This window comes from uncultured Lutibacter sp., assembly GCF_947495725.1.
GTDB lineage: Bacteria > Bacteroidota > Bacteroidia > Flavobacteriales > Flavobacteriaceae > Lutibacter.
This window is the reverse complement of the sequence record NZ_CANLZZ010000002.1, coordinates 179,521-199,504: the sequence shown is the minus strand read 5'-3', so window position 1 is coordinate 199,504 and position 19,984 is coordinate 179,521. Positions and strand designations below refer to the sequence as shown.

Below are 19,984 nucleotides of genomic sequence, written 5' to 3'. Positions count from 1 at the left end.
CTTATAAATTTTTAAGCGCTTTTTTAATTAAAATTTCAACAGTAACGTCCGCATCTTCTAATAAAATCTTATCTAAAGCTTTTTCACTAAGTTTTTTATTAAAACCTAAAACTTCTAATGCTGTTAACGCTTCATCTTTATTAGTATTGCTTGCAATACTTGAAATTTCGCCCTCAATTGAAAAGGTTTTTGATATTTTATCTTTTAAATCTATTATAACTCTTTGAGCTGTTTTTGCACCAATTCCTTTTACTGACTGAATAACACCTACATTACCTGATGCAATTGCCTGCTGAATTTCATCGGTTGACATTGAAGAAAGCATAGTTCTCGCAATACTAGGCCCAACACCCGAAACAGATATTAATAACCTAAAAATTTCACGTTCTACTTTATCGAAAAAACCAAACAACGTATGAGCATCTTCTTTTACATAAAAATGGGTAAACAAAAATACATTTTCCAGGTCTTCCAACTTTGAAAATGTATTTAGTGAAATATGCAATAAATACCCTACACCATTGGTTTCAACTACAGCGTATGTAGGGTTTTTCTCTACTAATTTTCCTTTTAAATGAGTAATCATTTTACCTATGGGTGTTATCCCCCAAATGTAGTAAAATATTCTTTATTATTTTTAGCATTTTCTTGCGCATCGATAACGGCTACACAAACCATATTTACTATCTCATCTACACTAGAACCAAGCTGTAATATTTGAACAGGTTTTTTAAGCCCCATTGCAATAGGCCCAATCACTTCAGATTTATTTAGACTTTTAATTATTTTATGACTAATATTTGAAGCATTAAGGTTTGGAAATATTAATCCGTTTACTTTTTTATTATGAATTTTTGTAAATGGAAAAGTTTCTCCTCTCAAAGTTCTACTTAAAGCAAAATCTGCTTGAATTTCTCCATCAATATTAATTTCTGGAAAATTACCATGAAGCATTTCTATGGCTTCTGAACCTTTATTAGCCGATTTTGATTTTGCTGAACCAAAGTTTGAATATGATAACATTGCCAACACAGGGTCTATACCAAATAATTTCATAACTCTATGTGTCATTCTTGAAATTTGAACCAACTCTTCGGCATTTGGGTTTATATTAAAAGCTGTATCCGAGAAAAATAATGGCCCTCTATCTGTAATTAGAATACTTGTGGCAGAAACACGTTGAACACCATCTTCCATTCCAATTAACTCAATTATTGGTTTTGCAACAGTAGGAAAGCTTCTAGAATATCCTGAAACCAAAGCATCAGCTTCTCCTTCATTTACCATCATGGCTGCAAAATAATTACGTTCACGCATCCATTTTTGAGCCTCTAGCAAGGTAATTCCATCTCTTTGTGCTTTTTCCCAATAAGCCTTCGCAAATCTAGTTCTTCTCTCTTTTTCTTCATCCGATTTTGGATCTATTATTTGCAGGTCTGCATCAAAATTAAGTTCTTGTTTTAACTCTTCAATAACCTCTTTATCTCCTAAAAGAATTGGTATTGCAATACCATCATCATAAACAATTTGAGCTGCTTTTAAAACATTTAAGTGGTCCGCTTCAGCAAAAACAACACTTTTTGGATTTGCTTTAGCTCTTGACATAAGCAAACGCATTAACTTACTTCCAGTACCCAACCTTTCTGCTAACTCTTCTTTATAAGCATCCCAATCGGCAATTGGTTTTTTAGCCACTCCTGTTTCCATTGCGGCTTTTGCAACCGCTGGAGGTATTTCGGTGATTAATCTAGAATCAAATGGTTTTGGAATAATATATTCTCTCCCGTACTGAATATTAGTTTCTCCATAAGTAATATTCACTTGCTCAGGTACACTTTCTTTAGCTAAATTTGCTAAGGCATGTACAGCTGCAATTTTCATTTCTTCATTAATTTTAGTAGCTCTCACGTCTAAAGCTCCTCTAAAAATAAATGGAAATCCTAACACATTATTTACCTGATTAGGATGATCGGAACGACCAGTTGCCATAATCACATCTTTACGAGTACTTACAGCTAAATTATATTCCATTTCTGGATTTGGATTTGCCATAGCAAATACAATTGGGTCATTTGCCATAGACAATAACATTTCTGGAGTAACAACATCGGCAATTGATAAACCAATAAAAACATCGGCATTAACCATTGCATCTTCCAAAGTTTCTAATTCTTTATCTGTAGCAAACTCTGTTTTTTGAGGTGTTAAATTATCTCTATTTGTTCTAATAACTCCTTTACTGTCGCACATTACTAAATTTTCCTTTTTAGCTCCAATTGCTAAATACAAACGCGAACAAGAAACGGCTGCTGCACCTGCTCCATTTACAACAATTTTCACTTCTGAAATATTTTTACCTGCAATTTCAACTGCATTTTTTAATGCCGCTGCTGAAATAATTGCTGTTCCGTGTTGATCATCGTGCATTACCGGAATATCCAATTCTTCTTTTAGCCTTCGTTCTATTTCAAAAGCTTCAGGAGCTTTAATATCTTCAAGGTTAATTCCTCCAAAAGTTGGTGCAATATTTTTTACTGTTTCAATAAATTTATCTACATCTTTTGTATCAACTTCAATATCAAAAACATCAATATCTGCAAATATTTTAAAAAGCAATCCTTTTCCTTCCATAACAGGTTTCCCTGCCAGGGCTCCAATATCTCCTAATCCTAAAACTGCTGTTCCATTTGAAATAACAGCTACTAAATTACCTTTTGAAGTATATTTATAGGCATCTTCAGGGTTTTCTTCAATTGCTAAACAAGGCTCTGCAACTCCAGGTGAATATGCCAAGGATAAATCTTTCTGGGTTGCATATTTTTTAGTAGGAACTACTTGTATCTTTCCTGGTGTTGGCTCTGCATGATAAGCCAACGCCTCACTTCTTTTCTTCGAATTCTTCATTATGTTATTTAAATTGATTGAAACAAATTTATCAATTAATCAATAAAACAACGTGTGATTACATTTTTTTATTCCTAAAATGTAATATTTATAACATATTAAAAACAACAGTTAAAAACGACTAAATCATTACGACTTTAAAAAAGAGATATTACGATTTAATCCAGAGAACTTTGCTCGTTTTACTGCTGATTTTTTAAATACTTGTTTAAATGCAGTTTCAGTAATCTCATTCCAATCGTTTTTTGTCATGTATAATAAATCTGGATGTGGATTAAATTTTTTTTCGGAATGTGATTTTGAAAACCGGTTCCATGGGCAAACATCCTGGCAAAGATCACAACCAAACATCCAATCTTCAAATTTCCCTTTTTCTGAAGAAGGAATTTCTTCTTTTAATTCTATAGTATAATATGAAATACATTTTGAACCATCAACAGTATTGTTTGGTAATATTGCTTTGGTTGGACAAACATCAATGCACTTTGTGCATTTTCCACAATGATCAGTTATAAAAGGATTATCATATGCCAGTTCTAAATCTAGAATTAATTCAGCTAAAAAGAAAAATGAGCCTTTATTTTTTTGAATTAACAATGAATGTTTCCCTCTCCAACCCAGCCCACTTTTTTGCGCCCAAGCTCTTTCCAAAACAGGAGCTGAATCTACAAAAGCTCTACCATTTACTTCTCCTATTTCATTTTGAATAAAAAAAGAAAGTTCTTTTAACTTAGATTTTAAAACGTGATGATAATCTTCTCCATAAGCGTATTTCGCAACCTTATAAGAATCTTTATTTTGTATTTCTTTTGGAAAATAATTAAAAGAAAGTGTAATTACAGATTTTGCTCCTTCAACCAACAAACGTGGATCAAGACGTTTATCAAAGTAATTTTCCATATAGGACATTTTACCATGATAATCGTTTTTTAACCACAATTCTAAATTAGTTGCTTCCTCTTCTAAAAAATCAGCTTTTGCTATACCGCAACTTTCAAATCCTAAGCGTTTTGCTTCTTGTTTAATAGCATTTGAATATGTTTGCTCTAGATTCATAAAACAGCAAAAATACTGGATTTTTTTTCATTATAAAACTCAACATAAATGTTAAGTATTACTATCAATCTCTTATTTTAAACGCAACAATATAGTTTTATTTCCAACCAGTAATTTTCATTATTTTTTTATAAATATCATTGTTTTGATAAATGCCTTGAAATTCTTCTGATCCTGGTCCAAAGGCAAAAACAGGAATCAACGTTGTTGAATGTCCGTGAGTGGAAAAGGTTAAATTAACATCGTTATAATCACTATATTCCGTACCATGTTGGTTTACTTTCTGGTTTGAAGACAAGGATAAACCTCCGGTTTCGTGATCTCCGGTTACAACCACTAAGGTATTTCCATCTTTCTCAGCAAAATCTAATGCCTTACCAACAGCATCATCAAAATCTAATAATTCTGTAACTACGTAATTTCCGTCATTTGAATGACCTCCCCAGTCTATTTGAGAACCCTCTACCATCATAAAAAAGTTGGAGTTGTTCTTACTTAAAAATTTTATACCTAAATCTGTGGCATTTTCTAAAAAATCACCTCTATTTTCAGTCATTTTAGGCATCCCATCTTGAGCCAATAAAAATCCTACTTTTTGAGCGTCATTTATGTTATTAAAGCTATCTAACGCAATAGTGTCCATAACAAATTCTTTAGACTCTAACTCTTTTAATAAATTACGTTGATCCTTTCGTTTGTTAAAATATTTTAAACCACCAGCTGCAAAAAAATCAACATCTGAAGCTACCAAATCTAAGGCAATATCTTCAGCTAAATTTCGACTTAATGAATGTGCATAAAAAGCTGCTGGCGTTGCATGTGTAATTGAAGAAGTTGCAATTAATCCAGTTTTAATATTTTTCAAAGAAATAACTTCTACTATATTTTCAATGGCTACAGAATCTGTATTTACACCAATAGCTCCGTTATATGTTTTTTCTCCACTTGAAAAGGCTGTTGCTCCTGCAGCAGAATCTGTAATGCTATCACTTGCCGATGATGTATTAATTAGACCAATATTTTTAAAACGACCATAATTTGGCGAAGTTTCCTTAAAATAAAAAGCTGTTGATACTTGTGCTAATCCAGTACCATCGGCAATTAATAAAATTACATTTTTTGGATTTGTTTTTTTTTGAACTTCTACTTTTTCGACACAAGAAAATAGTACAAAAAAAACTAAAATTAATATTGTTTTTATTAGTTTCATTTTATGATTTTTAATTACACAAAGGTAAAAATATTTGACTTTTAAACTAGTTTAATATAAGATTATCATATTGTAAAAAATGCCGCAATTGCGGCATTTTATTATTTATCTTTTTTATTAAAATAATAGGTTGATTCATCAGGTCTAAAAGCTCTATCAAACCATAATGGTCTTCTTTCACCATTTGGTCCAGGAGCTGGCCTTGTCATCGCTAACCATTCTTTAAATATTTCGTGAGATTTATTAGTATCTACAAAAATATCTCCATATTTTTCTTCATTGCCTGGTTTTTCTATTCTAACACGTTGATGCCAACAATGCATTCCACTTATTGGATCTGGATGAACTGCGTGAGTTATATTTTGATGTACTCCTCCATCTTTCCAAAAAATTCGTTTAGAATCTTTATCGCTAGATTCAAAAGGTTTTATACCCGAAATAGTATTCATTTTCCAAGCTCCTTTTCCATCTCCCTCGATATTCACAGTATTTGTAGCCCAACGGTTTCCAATTTTATCTTGTGGTCTGCGCCATCGACCAATATGATGTGAGCAAGCAACAACACCTGGTTTCATACTTTGGGTGACCCATACTTTATCTATAAAATAGCCAATATCGGTATTCATTTTTACCAAATCACCTGTTTGGAACCCCCATTTTTTAGCATCATCAGGATGCATCCATATAGGATTTCTGTTTGAAATTTCCACCAACCATTTTGCATTACCAGAACGTGAATGAATTAAAGTTGGAAGCCTAAACGTAGGTACTAAAACATACTCACCTTTAGATTTATCTAAATTATCATTATGAATATGACTTTTTATATAGGTTGGTGTGGCATATTCTGGCCATTTCCAATCTACCATGGTTTGTGAATAAAACTCGTTTTTACGCGATGGTGTTGGAAAACCTACACAAGCTTTTCCTTTTACCATTACACCAATTGCTTTACCATTTTTTGAAATTACATCGGTTACAGGATCAACTATTGAACCTTCTAACTGTTCTTTTGAAAGCTCATTTTCATTTACTTTATAAGATTCTCCTTTTTCTATCTCAAAAGCACCGTATTTTTGCATGTATTGTAACTCTGTTAAACCTTCAGATTTTGCTTTTTCAGGTAATCCTTTTACACGTTCAAAAATGTACTGGTAATACTCGTCAATGGTAATTTTTTCTCCTGGACGGTATGGCGATTCAAAATGTTTGCGTATTCCCATACTTCCATCCGGGTCAATTCTCCAAGATAATTCAATAAAGAATTCATCTTCTTCCCAAACTTCACCTGGATTTGATTCATAAGTTAACTTTACAGGTTTTCCGTTTCTTCTTGCAGCTTCGCGCAATACTGGTTGACGAAAAGCAACCCAAGTTCCACCATGAGTAGCATAACTATTTAAATCGTGACGCTCCGAAGCCAATCCCATTGGTAATACAAAATCGGCATAAAAAGCAGTTTCATTCCAAGTAGGTGTTAATGCTGAGTGTAATCCAAATTTAGATTCATCGGCATACATTTCCATCCAAGTAAATCCGTCAGGATACGTCCAAACTGGATTAAAAACCCTTGAAAAATACACATCCATTTTACCTCTTCCTTCCTTTAAAAAGTGAGGTAATAATTGACTCATTTCAAAAAATGCCAAAGGATATTCTTTAGGAAAATGTAATTCGTTCCATTTTTTTTGTGGCTTTGGTGGGTTTGGTTGTGTTGGCTTAAATTTGTTCCAACTATTTGGTGATGTTCCTCCTTTTGCACCAACTGCTCCTGTTAAGGTTGTTAAAAAGTGTAATGCTCTTGCAACACACCAACCTCCCAAATTTGAAGCTCCTGCAGCACGCCAGTTATGCGAAGCAAAACGCTCTCCAGCTTCACCAATTTTATGAGCAATTTCTACAATCATATCGGCTTTTACACCGGATTCTTTTTCTGCAAATTCAGGAGTAAATTCTTTATACTCATCAATCATTGCAGCAATATAATTCTCAAAAGTTATTTCTTTATCTGAATGTCTTGCTCTTAAATATTCCTTCCAATTTGTCCAATTTTCTAAATATTCTCTATTATACAATCCTTCTTGAAGAATAATTAATGCCATTGCCAATAAAACAGCAGCTTCGGTCCCTGGGTATGATGGCAACCAATAATCAGACATGGAAGCGGTGTTTGACAAGCGTGGATCCATAGTTGCCAATTTTGCTCCTTTCATTTTACCTTCAATAATACGTTGTGCATGTGGATTGAAATAATGTCCAGATTCTAAATGTGCAGAAACTAATAAAATAAACTTTGCTTCGGCGTGATCTGGTGAAGGACGATTATAACCATACCACAAATTGTAGCCAAATCTAGCACCCGAAGAACAAATATTGGTATGTGAATTATGCCCATCAATTCCCCAACCCTGTAAAATCCAATTCATAAATTTTTCTTTCCCTGGCCTTCCAACATGATATGCAATTTCGTTATGTCTATCTTCTAAAATTGCTTTTCTAATTCTATTTGCAATTGTATCTAAAACCTCATCCCAAGAAACACGTTCCCATTCTCCTTCTCCTCTTTTTCCTTTTCTTTTTAAAGGAAATAAAATGCGATCCGGGTCAGTTAATTGATTTATAGAAGCTGGTCCTTTAGCGCAATTTCTTCCTCTACTTCCTGGATGGTGTGGATTTCCTTCAAACTTTTTAACTTCTTGTGTTTCTTTATCAATAAAAGCTGTTAAACCACAAGCACTTTCACAATTAAAACATGTTGTAGGTACAATTTGATATGTTTTTTTCTCCTTTTTAGGCCATACTTTTGGATCGTATTCAACCCAATTGTCCCATTTTTCTGGTGGAGGAAAATTCTCATACATTTTAGCAACTTCTTCATCTGAAAACTGACGCATGTCTTTATCAAACTCTTGATAATTATCTTTATGCAGATTTGGAATTATACCCATTTTTTCTGCTATATTTTCTATAAAAGACGGTTTTTTGTATCCCATTGTATAATTTTTAATTTATTCTTGTCATATTGAGGGAAGCGATAAATCTATTGTGAGATTCTTCACTTTGTTCAGAATGACATCTATTTTACGCTAACGGAATTCTTTGCGGTGCTTCCACCCAAATTTTTTCTGTGGCAATAATCCCTATTAATACTAATACTGAAGCGCCAATTGTTAACGGTTCTGTATTTCCAAAAATCAACAATGCTAATGGAATTAAGTTTCCTAAAAGCACAGTTACTAACCAAAACAGGTTTTTATATCTTCCTTTAGTTATCATTTTTACAACTGTTTTTGCAGCTGTTGTTGGGTGCGTAATTGTTAATTCGGTTACCAACGTAAATAGATTTACTATTAGTGAAATAATTATGGTATTTGTTAAAATACTCATCCAATTTTCGTTTCCAAAAATTAAGGCCGCCAAAACAAATATTGATGCTCCTGCCATAATACTGTGCACAAGCATATGCAATGGTAATGTTGGGCTTTGCCAAAAATCGCGTCCTTTTGCTTGTGCAAATAGGAATGCTGTATATACGGCTAATAAAATTGCAAAAATAGCTGTTAACCATAATAACGGAATTTCAGGAATACCTAATTCGAAAAACGTATTTGCTCCCCAAATAGTAACTAATAATCCAAAAATAGTTATAGTATAACCACCTTTTACCAACCAAGAATTCCATTGCGGACGTAACAAAACGTTTAAAAATCTATCTGGTCTATCTAAATCCATTACTAAAAATAAGCCCGTTAAGGCCAAGCCAACCAATGAAATTCCAGCCGACCATAATTTTGCTGTTATAGAAACTTCATAGCCTAAAATAATTGCTAAAAATGGAATTAAAAATGCACCTGCGGCTATTGCTTTTGTAAACACATATGCAGAAACTTCCCATCCCCATAGAATTCCTTTATCTGGTGTGTCATAAACTCTGCGAGCCTTACCAGTTAACACATCAATATAATTAGGGTTTTCAGAATCTTTTCTTTGATAAGCCGCTTGCATATCATTATCAATTGTCATTTGTAGTAAATCAACATCCCCGTTAGAGTGCAACATCTTTTCTGCAGCTTTTGCATAATGACCAACACCTCGAGCTTGAGAGTTCCATAATCCTGGACCAGATTTGGCCGTAGCTTCTGGAATTAATGAGGCATCATCTCCATCAATATAAAACAGATTTGGATTAGTACCTTTTTCGGGCTTTCTAACTTTTACTGCCTGGCGCGCTAATAATTCTGAAATTTCTGTATTTGGGTTCTCCATATCACCTGCAATAATTGCGTGTTCGGGACAGACGGAAACACAGGCAGGTTCGCGACCAACGTCAACTCTATGAGCACAGTAATTACATTTTGCTGCCGTATTGTTATCCGGATCAATGTATAAAGCATCGTATGGACAAGCTTGCATACACGATTTACAACCAATACATCGGTTATTATCGAAGTCTACAATTCCATCTTCTCTAGTATGAAGTGCTTCTACTGGGCAAATTTCAACACAAGGTGCATCGGTACAATGATTGCATCGCATAACAGAAAAAATTCTTCGAGTATTTGGAAACTCTCCTTTTTCAATTTGCTTAACATATGTTCTGTTAACACCAACCGGCACATCGTGTTCTGATTTACAAGCCGTTGTACAAGCATGACAACCAATACATTTTCGATTATCTATTATAAAACCATATTTCATTTCTATAAAATATTTTGAAGTTCTATCAAAGTTAGTTATTAGAAATATTAGTTTTGTAACAAGAATCACACAAGCAATTTATTGATTTTATTTATAATGATTCTAAATAAAATAACATTACTTTTGTAGAAACGCAGAATATAATTTATGAAGATAGAGCTTTTATTTTTTGGTATTGCTACAGATTTAGTTGGTGAAACTAAATTAACATATGATGTAAATAATATTACAACTATTGAAGATTTACAAGCATCATTAATAAGAAGCTTTCCTAAATTAAAAAACCTTCACGAATTTGCAATTGCTGTTAATGAAGAATATGCAAATGATGGACAACTGTTAAAAAAAAATGATGTTGTTGCTATAATTCCACCAGTTAGTGGAGGCTAATTAAATTTTATTTAAATTTGAAATAAACAGCCATAATATTTATTTATTGAATTAGGAATTCTTAGCTATGAGTAAAAAGACACTAACCAGAAAGAAAGAAAAGCCAACAAACTTCATTTTTACTGGTATTCAATATGAAAAAAAAATTAATATTCAATTATTTGAATACAACAAAACTGGTTTAACAGAATTAACAACAATTAAAGAAAGTGAATTTAACGATTTTAGCGATTTAGAAAAACAATATTGGTTAAATACACACGGTATACACGATGTTTCAATAATTGAAAGTTTATGTAAAAAAATTGGCATTCATAATTTAACAATTCAAGATATTTTGGATGTAAATCAACGTCCTAAAATTCAGGAATTTGAAGAATATTGGTATTTTTCAATAAAATCCATTTTACCTTCAACAAATAACGAAATTAAATCGGAACAACTTAGTTTTGTTCTTGGTAAAAATTATTTGGTTTCATTTCAAGAACAAAAAAACGACTATTTTGAACATATAAGACAGCGTTTACGTGAAAAAGCAGGAATTGTTCACGAACGAAGTACCGACTATTTGTTGTATTTACTTTTAGAGTCTGTTTTAGATAATTATTTTGAAACTGTTGATGCAATTTCAGAAAAAGTAGAAAATTTTAAAATTATAGATGTAAATAAAGATCCATCTCCTGAAATTTTAACTGAAATCGAAATCTACAAATCTCAACTACAATCATTAATAAAAGCAATAGGTCCAATCAAAGAGTTTGTTTCCAAAATTGAGCGTGAAAATTTTGTTTTAATCCAAAAAAAACATCGAAAATATTACTTTGAAATAAAAGATATATGTTTAACCTTATTGGATAATTGTGAGAAGTCTGAAAAACGGTTGGAGAGTTTAATAAATCTATTTTTTTCTGTCCAAGGTCATCGTATGAACCAAGTAATGAAAACACTAACAATTGTTTCAACAATATTTATACCGCTTACTTTTATTGCAGGAATTTACGGAATGAACTTTGTTAATATCCCCGAATTAGGATTTAAATATGGTTATCATATTATTTTGGTAGTTATGTTTCTAATCTTTTTGATAATGCTTGGCTATTTTAAAAGAAAAAATTGGTTTTAGTCTATAATAGAAAATTATTCTTTTAAATATTTTCTATCTATATAAAAAGTACCAAAAGGAATTACAGACGCTAGCAAAATAATGATGAAGGTTTTGGGTTTCCAATTTAACTCGTATTTTAATATAATAGCTAAAACGACATACGTTAAAAACAATAGCCCATGTGGCATTCCCAGAATTTTCACAAATAATTCATTTCCAACCAAATATTTTATAGGTGTTGCAATAAAAAGTAATAATAAATAAGATATTCCTTCTAATATACTTACAATTCTAAATGTTTTTTTCATTATTTCAATAATTTAGTAGTTGCCGCGAAAATACATTTTAGATTTCTTAAATTTGTATATATTTAGTTAAAAATGAAAAGCAGAACTTCAATAATAGTAACTTCTGATATATTAAACTTAAATGAATGTTACAATTTTGTACAAGATGCTTCTTGTGGTGGCATCGCATTGTTTGTTGGTACCGTAAGAAATGCAACAAAAAACAAAGAAGTTACCTTATTAGATTTTAGTGCTTACGAACCAATGGCTATTAAAGAAATACAAAAAATTGCTGACTTAGCTTTGGAGAAATTCGATATTCATAAAATTGCAATTCACCACGCGCTTGGCAAACTTAAAATTGGTGAAATCCCTGTAATTATTGCTGTATCTTCTGCACACAGAAAAGCCGCTTTTGAAGCTTGTGAATTTGCTATTGACACCTTAAAAGAAACCGTTCCTATTTGGAAAAAAGAACATTTTGAAGATGGTGAGGTTTGGGTAAACGCACATCCATAACTATAATTAACTTAACAAGTTAATCTTATTTAAAAGTTCGTCTCTATTAATGGGTTTTGAAATAAAATCATTACATCCAGCCTCAAAAGCTTTTTCCTTTACTTGGGAAAATGTAAAAGCAGTTTGAGCAATAATAATTATTTGTTTATTAAATTTTCTAATTTCCATTGCTGTTTCATAACCATTCATATCTTTCATTTTCACATCCATTAAAACAATGTCAACATCTAAATTTTTTTTACAAAATTCAATTGCATCTTTGCCATTTTTTACATGTGTAATTTCTAAATTTTCATCACTTAAAATTTCTTTCAAGTAAATAGCTGAAATATCATCATCTTCAACAATAAGAATTTTTTTAATCTTAGTTTTTTCCAATTCATTTATTTCGCAAACCTTTTCTTCTGTTTTACTAATTTTGTTTGAATAATTGACATGTGGAATCGTAAAATAAAATTGCGATCCTGTACCTTCAATTGATTCTAGCCATATTTTACCTCCATGCATTTCAACATATGATTTAGTAATTGCCAATCCTAGGCCAGAACCCTGACGCGCAAATTTATCGTCTAAATCTGCTTGTTCAAAGCGGTTGAAAACTGCCTCTAATCTATTTGAAGGTATACCAATACCAGTATCTTTAACATAAAACTGTAAAAACTCTTTATCACCAATTATTACAAGTTTGTATCCAAAATCTATTTGCCCTTTAATTGTAAACTTAATTGCATTTTTAATTAAATTTGATAAAATAGAATCAAATTTTGATTTGTCTATTTCTAAATACGCTAATTCATCTGATAAGCCATTAGAATAATTTAACGATATACCTTTATTTTCTGCTTCAAGCTTAAAAAAATTGAATAAAATACCAATTCTATGATTAATATTTATCTTGGATAATACCAAACTTACCTGGTTTGTTTCAATTTTAGAAATATCAATTAAATCATTTACGGTATTTAACATTCGATTTCCACTCTGCTTAATAATTTTTAAGAAATTTTGTTTTTTCTCTTCAGAAATATTTTGTTTTTCTAACAGTTCTGCAAACCCTAAAATTCCACTCATAGGAGTTCTAATCTCGTGACTCATATTTGCTAAAAATGCTGTTTTTAATCGATCACTTTCTTCAGCTTTTTCTTTAGCTTTAACAAGTTCAATTTCTCTAATCTTCCTATTTGTAATATCGTGCACTATACCTTGAATAGTATAACCGTTGCCATACATTAAATAGCTAATTGAAACTTCTAAAAAGAGTTCTTTATTATTTTTTGTAAGCCCTTTAAATTCATACTTAAATGGTTTTTTTAACTTACTATACTTTTCCTTTAATTTTTCAACTTCAACTTTTTCGTTAGGACTCAACAATTTGGAAGTATCAAAATTTGGATCTAAAAGTTCCTTTTCGGTATAACCAAAAAGTTCTTCAAATTGTTTATTAATTAACTTAAATTGTCCTTTTTGCTGAATAAAAATTGCATCGTATGAATTCTCAATTAGTTTTCTGTATTTTGTTTCACTCTCTATTACTAAATGAGTTTTTTTTAAAACTTTTTTGCGTAAACTTATTGACCATAACCAAAGTGATAGCAAAACTATAGAACCAAGACCAATTACCCAGTATATAACATTTAATAAACTACTTGGCAATTCACTTGTTGTGGCATAAATCCATTTATTATAAATCTCTTTCTTTTTTTTCTCATCAATATGGTTAACCGTTTTATTAATAATATCAAATAATTTTAGGTTATTTTTTGAAACCCCAACCGAAAGAGAGTTGTTATACCCACTTTCTCCTGCAATTTTTAAATTACTAATGCCTTGCTTATCAATTTTATAGGTTGCATACATTTGATTGGCAATGTATGCATCATAAGTTTTTAAAGAAACTTCTCTTAAACCTTCAAAATTACCAGTTAATTCAACTGGATTATAATTTGCATAGTTTAATAATAAATAATCTCTAATTGCATATTTTTTATCAATACATAATTTTTTTCCATTTAAATCATCCATTGATTTAATATTTGAATCCTTTCTAGTAATTATAACATACGGTATTCTAATTAATGCATTGGTAAAATTTAAATATTCGCTACGACGTTCAGAATAGGCAATTCCAACAATTATAAAATTTTTAGCCGTTTTGGAATATGCTATTAAATCACTCCATTGGTTAAAATATTTAACTTTAATTTCAACTTCGAGTTTCTTCTCAATTTCTTTGAAAAAATCAACTAATAAACCTTCATATTCACCTTTATCATTATAAAAAGCATTTGGAGGAGCGCTATAACCAAACAAAACTTCAATATCTTCTTTATTGTTTTGAATCCAAGTTTTTTCTATTGGCGATAAAAAGTTTTGATCTGTTTTATTACAAGAAACTATTGTAAAAAATATAAATAATATCTGTATCCAATAATAGAAACAGCAATTACTTAATTTATTTATCTTTTTCACAATAGTAATAGGTTTTTGAATGTAAAAATACACTCATTTTTTAAATTGGTAAAATCTTTAATATTTGCAGTTTTTCATTACCTCTTAAACTATCTTCATTTTTTTTAATAAAAAGGAAGCATTCATATTTTTACAAATTCCATCTTTTAATTGGTAATCGAAATTTAACTCGTCATTAATAATTTCTGCATCGAAATAATAGTTTTTTACCTGCATTAATTCTTTTTCAATTTCACACAAACTCAAATCGTGTGTTGCAATAATTCCGGTAGAATTTGAGGCTACTAATTTTTGAACAAATTTCTTAGATCCTATAGCTTTATCTGTGCTATTTGTGCCTTTTAAAATTTCATCGAGAATAATAAAGTAGTTGTCCTCCTTTATTTCATTAACAATAAATTTTAGTCTTTTTAATTCAGAAAAGAAATAAGATTCATCGTCGGCCAAGGAATCTGTTGTTCTCATACTTGTAATTAACTTAATTGGATAATATTCAAAACTTTTAGCGCAAACTGGCAAACCCATATTTGCCATAACTATAGATAATGAAACTGTACGTAAAAAAGTACTTTTCCCTGCCATATTTGCACCAGTTATAATAAAAAATTGTTCATTCTTTATACTAAAATTATTGTCAATTCGCTGTTCTTCTTTTAGTAAAGTATGTCCCAAATTTTCTGCCTTAATTATGTTACCTCCTTTATTAATTTTTGGAAAAACATAGTTTGGATGATTAAACCGAAAATTGGCTAATGAATTTTGAGCATCAAAAAAGGCAATTACTTGAAACCAATTTTCTACATTGCTTTTATAAGCTTCAATCCATTTTTCAATTTTATAAACCTGAAACAAATCTCTTAGAAACAATCCATTTCCTGCAATTGCAATTATTACATTATTTCGTTGATCCAAAGCATCTAATAGTTTAGAATATTGTTTAAAAATATGCGATGCACTTTCAGTTTCAGTTTTAATTTCCTCTTGTTTACCCTTTAGAATTTTAGACTTAAAAGTGGTATTTTCAATCTCATTTAATAGTTTATGGTATTGCTTAAATGTATCTTTTGCATAACAGGCATTATTATAAAGTACATTTACTTTTTTCAGATAAATACCCGAAAAAACCAATCCAATTAAAAACCATAATAATAGTATTACATCAGGAATTAAACGCAAACCTACACCAATAATAATTGCAACTGAAACTATAGAAAACACAATTGGAACAAATGATAACCATTTAGGAAATACTAACTTATAACCATGTATCCATTTTACAATTTCTTTTGCAGAATGTTGTACCTTAACCAAACTTGCAATTGCCGAAAAATGCTGTCTCCAAGCCGGTTTATTGCTCAACTCGTCAATACCTTCTTGTTTTTCTTCAATAGTTTCAATTGGATTTGAAGTTAATTCCTGAACAAGTTCAAATTTTCCTTCGGCCGTTACGGTTCGATTACAATATTGAAAAAAGGATCCTCGCCCAAACAAATCTATATCGTAACTATAAGCGTGTTTTGGATTAATAAATTCACTTCCGTCATCTAAATTCAAGTAATCTCTTTTTAATACTTTTATTTCTGTATTATTAATTGAAATTAAACTTTTATTTAAATTAAAATTATATTGAAGATTGCTGTGCTTTAAAACTAAATATATAAATACAATTATACCAATACCAACAACTATTAAAACTGCCGATATATTTCCAAAAAACAGATAGATACCTAAAATAATTGCTAAAAAAGTACTTAAACGTAGTAAACTAGAAAATGTAAGTTTCTTTTTAAATTTGATTGATTCTTGTTCAAAAATTGCTTTTTGATTTCTGTAAAATTCTTGTGGGTTTTGCATTTAATAATTGTCAATTCCTTTAACTAAACTAACAACAGATAGCAAAGGATATTTTTCTTTTAGTTTTAAAGTTACATCATAACTTGTAATTCCTTTTTTACAAATAATAACATATTTTTTATCAAAATCAGGATTAAAATCTTCAACATTAAAAGTTTTATATGGAATTTTTTGATGCACTTTAAAAGGTATTGGCGCATCTGTATGATTTAAAACACTTATAACTTCCATTTTATAGTCCGTTTCAATTTTTTTAAATTCTGAAGCAGTAATTAATAAATTTGTATCTTGAGTTTCGCAATAAGTATCTAAATAATCTGAATTTTTAAAAATATCTTCAATATTTATAGATTCGTTTTTACGCAACTTCATTTTAAATTGAGAATTTTCCAACGCATTGTAAATCAACAATTGGTTTGTAATTAATTTACCTGTCTTGGTTAGAAACTTTACAACTTCATTTGCTTGCATTAAAGCAATAACACCAACAATTGGATTCATTGTGCCAGCTTCTTCACAATTTGGAATATCCGTTGCTATTGTTGGAAATGCATCTCGTAAATTACAGCTAAAACCACCTGTATTATTTAACACATTAAAAGTTGCTACATAACCATCAAATTTATACAAAGAACCATAAACCAGTGGTTTTTTTAAGAGCACACAAGCGTCATTAATTAAATATTTTATTGGTAAACTATCTGTTCCATCAACAACAATGTCAAAGTTGGATATTAAGTCTAAAATTGAATTTTTATCAACAGCTTTATTTGCAAAAGAAACTTTTGTAAATGGAGCTCTTTCTTTAACAGCTTTAGCAAGAATTTCTGCTTTAGATTTATTTACATCTTTCACTTTATAAAAAACCTGTCGATGTAAATTTGAAACTGAAACGGTATCAAAATCTACCAAATGTAAATTACCAATTCCGCTGGCCGCTAAATAAACCGCAATTGGGCTTCCCAAACCTCCACAACCTATAATCAATACTTTTGCATTTTGCAATAGTTGTTGCCCATCCTCTCCTATTTCCAAAAGTGTAGTTTGACGTTTAAAAAAGTCCTCTTTTGTAATCATTGCAGTTTTGTTTTTCCCAATTCGTTCAAAGTATATATTTCATCTTTCACTTCAAAATATTTACTTAATTTTTGAAGGTAATTGAAATACTGTAAATCTCCAAAACCATATACTGTTTCAGCATTTTGCCAAAGCAATAATTGTCTTATTATTTCATTTTTTGAAAAAGAATTACTTTCTATTAATTCAAGTATTTTGTTTTCAATTTCATTCAACCCGTTTTCCTTAGGAAAGGTTTCTAGGTGTTGATCTATTGCTTTTTGTAAATACCTAAATTTTGAATGTTTGAAATTATAATTTTTAAGGTTATCTTTCTTATTCTCAACAAATATTTTCCAACAATTATTTGCAAACTCTAAATTAGTTTTAGAAATCTTTATTCTATTTTCTAATAAATTAGGGTATTGTTTTGGCATATAATTAGAAAGTGATTGTAACTCATTTTTTCCTTTCTCATAACCTGTACACACTAAAAAATAGGCAACATCTTTTCTAAAACTTTGCAATAAATAAGAACAAGCTGCTATTAAATTCACCTGGCAAAATAGATCATACTCAAACCATAAAACTACTTCGTCAAATTTTTCTAAATCTTCTAGTTGAATAATTTCCTTAATAGTTTTATCAAAATATTCTAATCGCTCAACTCCAAAATTTGTTTTAATATAACTGTAACGATTCATCCAAAAATCATCCGAACCAACTTCAATTTCTATTGGACCTTCACATAAAAGTTCTCTCCAAACTACAACTTTACCTTTTATTATTGTTTGCTTAAAAATTTGCGCTGTATAATCACCATTTACAACGTGTAAAACATTATCCATTTATTTCCTTGTATGCAGATTTAAACTCCTCTGGAGTATTAATATTTCTAATTAAATTATCATCAATTTCAATAATTTCAACTTCAGAATTTATCAATACTTTTCGTGGACAAGAGTATCCTTGAGCTAAATAATTTAACAATAACGTATAACTTTTTGGTTCCCAAATAGTAATTAAAGGTTCTGGAAATTGTTTACCTTTTCCTTTTATGGTTGTTGCAACTTTTGAAGGATTTCTATTTTTTAATAATAGTTGAATTACCTCATCATTTACAAAAGGTAAATCGGTTGCCAACACTAACCAAGCCGAATCTGGATTTTTCTGAAATGCAGAACAAATTGCACCAAACGGGCCTAATCCAATAAACTTATCGGTAATTTTATTTTCAATTTTCACCTTTTGGTCTTCGCGAACAGATAAATAGGTTTTAACATTATTCTTTTGCAACATTTCTATAACAACCTCTCTCTGACTTTTTCCAAAAAAATCAAGTTTTCCTTTATCAGTTCCCATTCTAACACTTTTCCCTCCGGCTAAAACTAAACCTGTAACAGGAGCAATTTTTTCCTTAATTAAATTTTCAATATGTTTTGAAATTTTATGAGTTTCTGAAATATGATAACAGTGTAGATTTTTTATTTGAGGGTTGTGTTCTTCTAAAAAATCGAAAAATTTAGATTCTTTATCTAATTTAATAATAAATTGAATGTTAATTAATTGCTGTAATCTTTTTAATACTGATGCTTCTTTATCGTTATCCAACACCAATATTTGTTTTGCTCCTTGGAAATGATTTCCATTTATAAATACAAAATCAAATTGCGAAAATTGGCTACGCTGATTGAATTTATTTACATCAACATTTGAGTTCGCATTTAAGTTACCCGAAGAATGAAAAGTAAATATTTCCAAATTATTTTTTTGAATCTCTTTACTGTGTGAGGCGTCAAAATATGCTAACTTATAATCCGTTAAATTTTCTGAAACTGATTTCACTAAATCAGAAATTATATTGCATTTAGTCCCTAAAATAGCAATTTCATTTGGAGCAAAATTATCATTATTTCTCAGCTTTAACTTAGCGTGCTTTTGATGTTTACCCATTTTTTATATCGCTTTTTCCACCAGTTTTCTCAACCAGCTTCACTTCTTTTATTATCATTTTTTGCGAAATAGCCTTACACATATCGTACACCGTTAAAGCTGCAATATTTGCACCTGTTAAGGCTTCCATTTCCACACCTGTTTTCCCTTCAATTGAAACATTACACAAAATTTCTATATGTTCTTTATCTACAATATCAATATCAATATCAACACCATTAATTAATAACGGATGACACATTGGTATTAATTCTGAAGTTTTTTTAACTGCTTGAATTCCTGCAATAATAGCCGTTTGAAAAACCGGTCCTTTTTTAGTTGTTAGCTCTTCATTATTAAAATAAGCAACAATTTCTTTACCTAAATACATTGTTGCCTTAGCAATGGCGTTACGTTTGGTAATTTTTTTATTACCAACATTTACCATTTTAGGTTGATTTTTTTTATTGATATGTGTGAAATCTGATTCCATATGAGAATATT

Annotated in this window: 16 protein-coding genes; 3 read left to right on the top strand and 13 right to left on the bottom strand. The window is 30.3% G+C overall.

Annotation, left to right across the window (positions count from 1 at the left end; translation table 11 throughout):
• Position 1: 1 nt before the first annotated feature.
• The 6 genes from ruvA to nrfD form a co-directional block, all read right to left on the bottom strand.
• Positions 2 to 586: a Holliday junction branch migration protein RuvA gene (ruvA, locus tag Q0776_RS04600; protein WP_298365511.1), complete on the bottom strand. Its 585-nt coding sequence runs from the start codon at positions 584 to 586 to the stop codon at positions 2 to 4.
• A gap of 14 nt (positions 587 to 600) precedes the next feature.
• A complete protein-coding gene (locus Q0776_RS04595) occupies positions 601 to 2,904 on the bottom strand; it encodes an NADP-dependent malic enzyme (protein ID WP_298365510.1) in 2,304 nt (767 codons plus the stop codon).
• A gap of 129 nt (positions 2,905 to 3,033) precedes the next feature.
• Positions 3,034 to 3,960 carry a tRNA epoxyqueuosine(34) reductase QueG gene (queG, locus tag Q0776_RS04590; RefSeq protein WP_298365508.1) on the bottom strand — a complete coding sequence of 309 codons (927 nt, stop codon included), beginning with the start codon at positions 3,958 to 3,960 and terminating at the stop codon, positions 3,034 to 3,036.
• A gap of 97 nt (positions 3,961 to 4,057) precedes the next feature.
• On the bottom strand, positions 4,058 to 5,170 hold the full coding sequence (locus Q0776_RS04585; protein WP_298365506.1) for an alkaline phosphatase: 1,113 nt from the start codon (positions 5,168 to 5,170) through the stop codon (positions 4,058 to 4,060).
• Positions 5,171 to 5,271: 101 nt separating this feature from the next.
• On the bottom strand, positions 5,272 to 8,163 hold the full coding sequence (locus Q0776_RS04580; protein WP_298365503.1) for a molybdopterin-dependent oxidoreductase: 2,892 nt from the start codon (positions 8,161 to 8,163) through the stop codon (positions 5,272 to 5,274).
• A gap of 88 nt (positions 8,164 to 8,251) precedes the next feature.
• Positions 8,252 to 9,868, bottom strand: a complete 1,617-nt coding sequence (nrfD, locus tag Q0776_RS04575) for an NrfD/PsrC family molybdoenzyme membrane anchor subunit (protein ID WP_298365501.1) — start codon at positions 9,866 to 9,868, stop codon at positions 8,252 to 8,254.
• 147 nt (positions 9,869 to 10,015) lie between these two features.
• Between nrfD and Q0776_RS04570 the strand changes: the two genes are divergently transcribed.
• Positions 10,016 to 10,258: a MoaD/ThiS family protein gene (locus Q0776_RS04570; RefSeq protein WP_298365499.1), complete on the top strand. Its 243-nt coding sequence runs from the start codon at positions 10,016 to 10,018 to the stop codon at positions 10,256 to 10,258.
• 67 nt (positions 10,259 to 10,325) lie between these two features.
• Positions 10,326 to 11,381 (top strand): magnesium/cobalt transporter CorA, encoded by a 1,056-nt coding sequence (gene corA / locus Q0776_RS04565; protein ID WP_298365497.1) that lies wholly within the window; start codon positions 10,326 to 10,328, stop codon positions 11,379 to 11,381.
• A 14-nt stretch (positions 11,382 to 11,395) separates the two neighbouring features.
• Here the strand turns inward: corA and Q0776_RS04560 are convergent, their stop codons facing one another.
• On the bottom strand, positions 11,396 to 11,671 hold the full coding sequence (locus Q0776_RS04560; protein WP_298365495.1) for a DUF3817 domain-containing protein: 276 nt from the start codon (positions 11,669 to 11,671) through the stop codon (positions 11,396 to 11,398).
• A 72-nt stretch (positions 11,672 to 11,743) separates the two neighbouring features.
• On the opposite strand from Q0776_RS04560, the gene Q0776_RS04555 reads away from it, so the two are divergent.
• Positions 11,744 to 12,169 carry a molybdenum cofactor biosynthesis protein MoaE gene (locus Q0776_RS04555; RefSeq protein ID WP_298365491.1) on the top strand — a complete coding sequence of 142 codons (426 nt, stop codon included), beginning with the start codon at positions 11,744 to 11,746 and terminating at the stop codon, positions 12,167 to 12,169.
• 6 nt (positions 12,170 to 12,175) lie between these two features.
• Here the strand turns inward: Q0776_RS04555 and Q0776_RS04550 are convergent, their stop codons facing one another.
• From Q0776_RS04550 to moaC, 6 genes are all read right to left on the bottom strand, one after another.
• Positions 12,176 to 14,638 carry a transporter substrate-binding domain-containing protein gene (locus tag Q0776_RS04550; RefSeq protein ID WP_298365489.1) on the bottom strand — a complete coding sequence of 821 codons (2,463 nt, stop codon included), beginning with the start codon at positions 14,636 to 14,638 and terminating at the stop codon, positions 12,176 to 12,178.
• 84 nt (positions 14,639 to 14,722) lie between these two features.
• Positions 14,723 to 16,492 (bottom strand): DNA mismatch repair protein MutS, encoded by a 1,770-nt coding sequence (locus Q0776_RS04545; protein WP_298365487.1) that lies wholly within the window; start codon positions 16,490 to 16,492, stop codon positions 14,723 to 14,725.
• Complete coding sequence (locus tag Q0776_RS04540; protein ID WP_298365485.1) at positions 16,493 to 17,569, bottom strand: HesA/MoeB/ThiF family protein; 1,077 nt, start codon at positions 17,567 to 17,569, stop codon at positions 16,493 to 16,495.
• Positions 17,566 to 18,396: a DUF1835 domain-containing protein gene (locus Q0776_RS04535; RefSeq protein ID WP_298365484.1), complete on the bottom strand. Its 831-nt coding sequence runs from the start codon at positions 18,394 to 18,396 to the stop codon at positions 17,566 to 17,568. Before Q0776_RS04535 ends, Q0776_RS04540 begins: the two co-directional genes overlap by 4 nt.
• Positions 18,389 to 19,501, bottom strand: a complete 1,113-nt coding sequence (locus tag Q0776_RS04530; protein ID WP_298365483.1) for an NTP transferase domain-containing protein — start codon at positions 19,499 to 19,501, stop codon at positions 18,389 to 18,391. The genes Q0776_RS04535 and Q0776_RS04530 overlap by 8 nt, the downstream gene beginning before the upstream one ends.
• Positions 19,494 to 19,973 (bottom strand): cyclic pyranopterin monophosphate synthase MoaC, encoded by a 480-nt coding sequence (gene moaC / locus Q0776_RS04525; RefSeq protein WP_298365482.1) that lies wholly within the window; start codon positions 19,971 to 19,973, stop codon positions 19,494 to 19,496. The genes Q0776_RS04530 and moaC overlap by 8 nt, the downstream gene beginning before the upstream one ends.
• Positions 19,974 to 19,984: the final 11 nt, after the last annotated feature.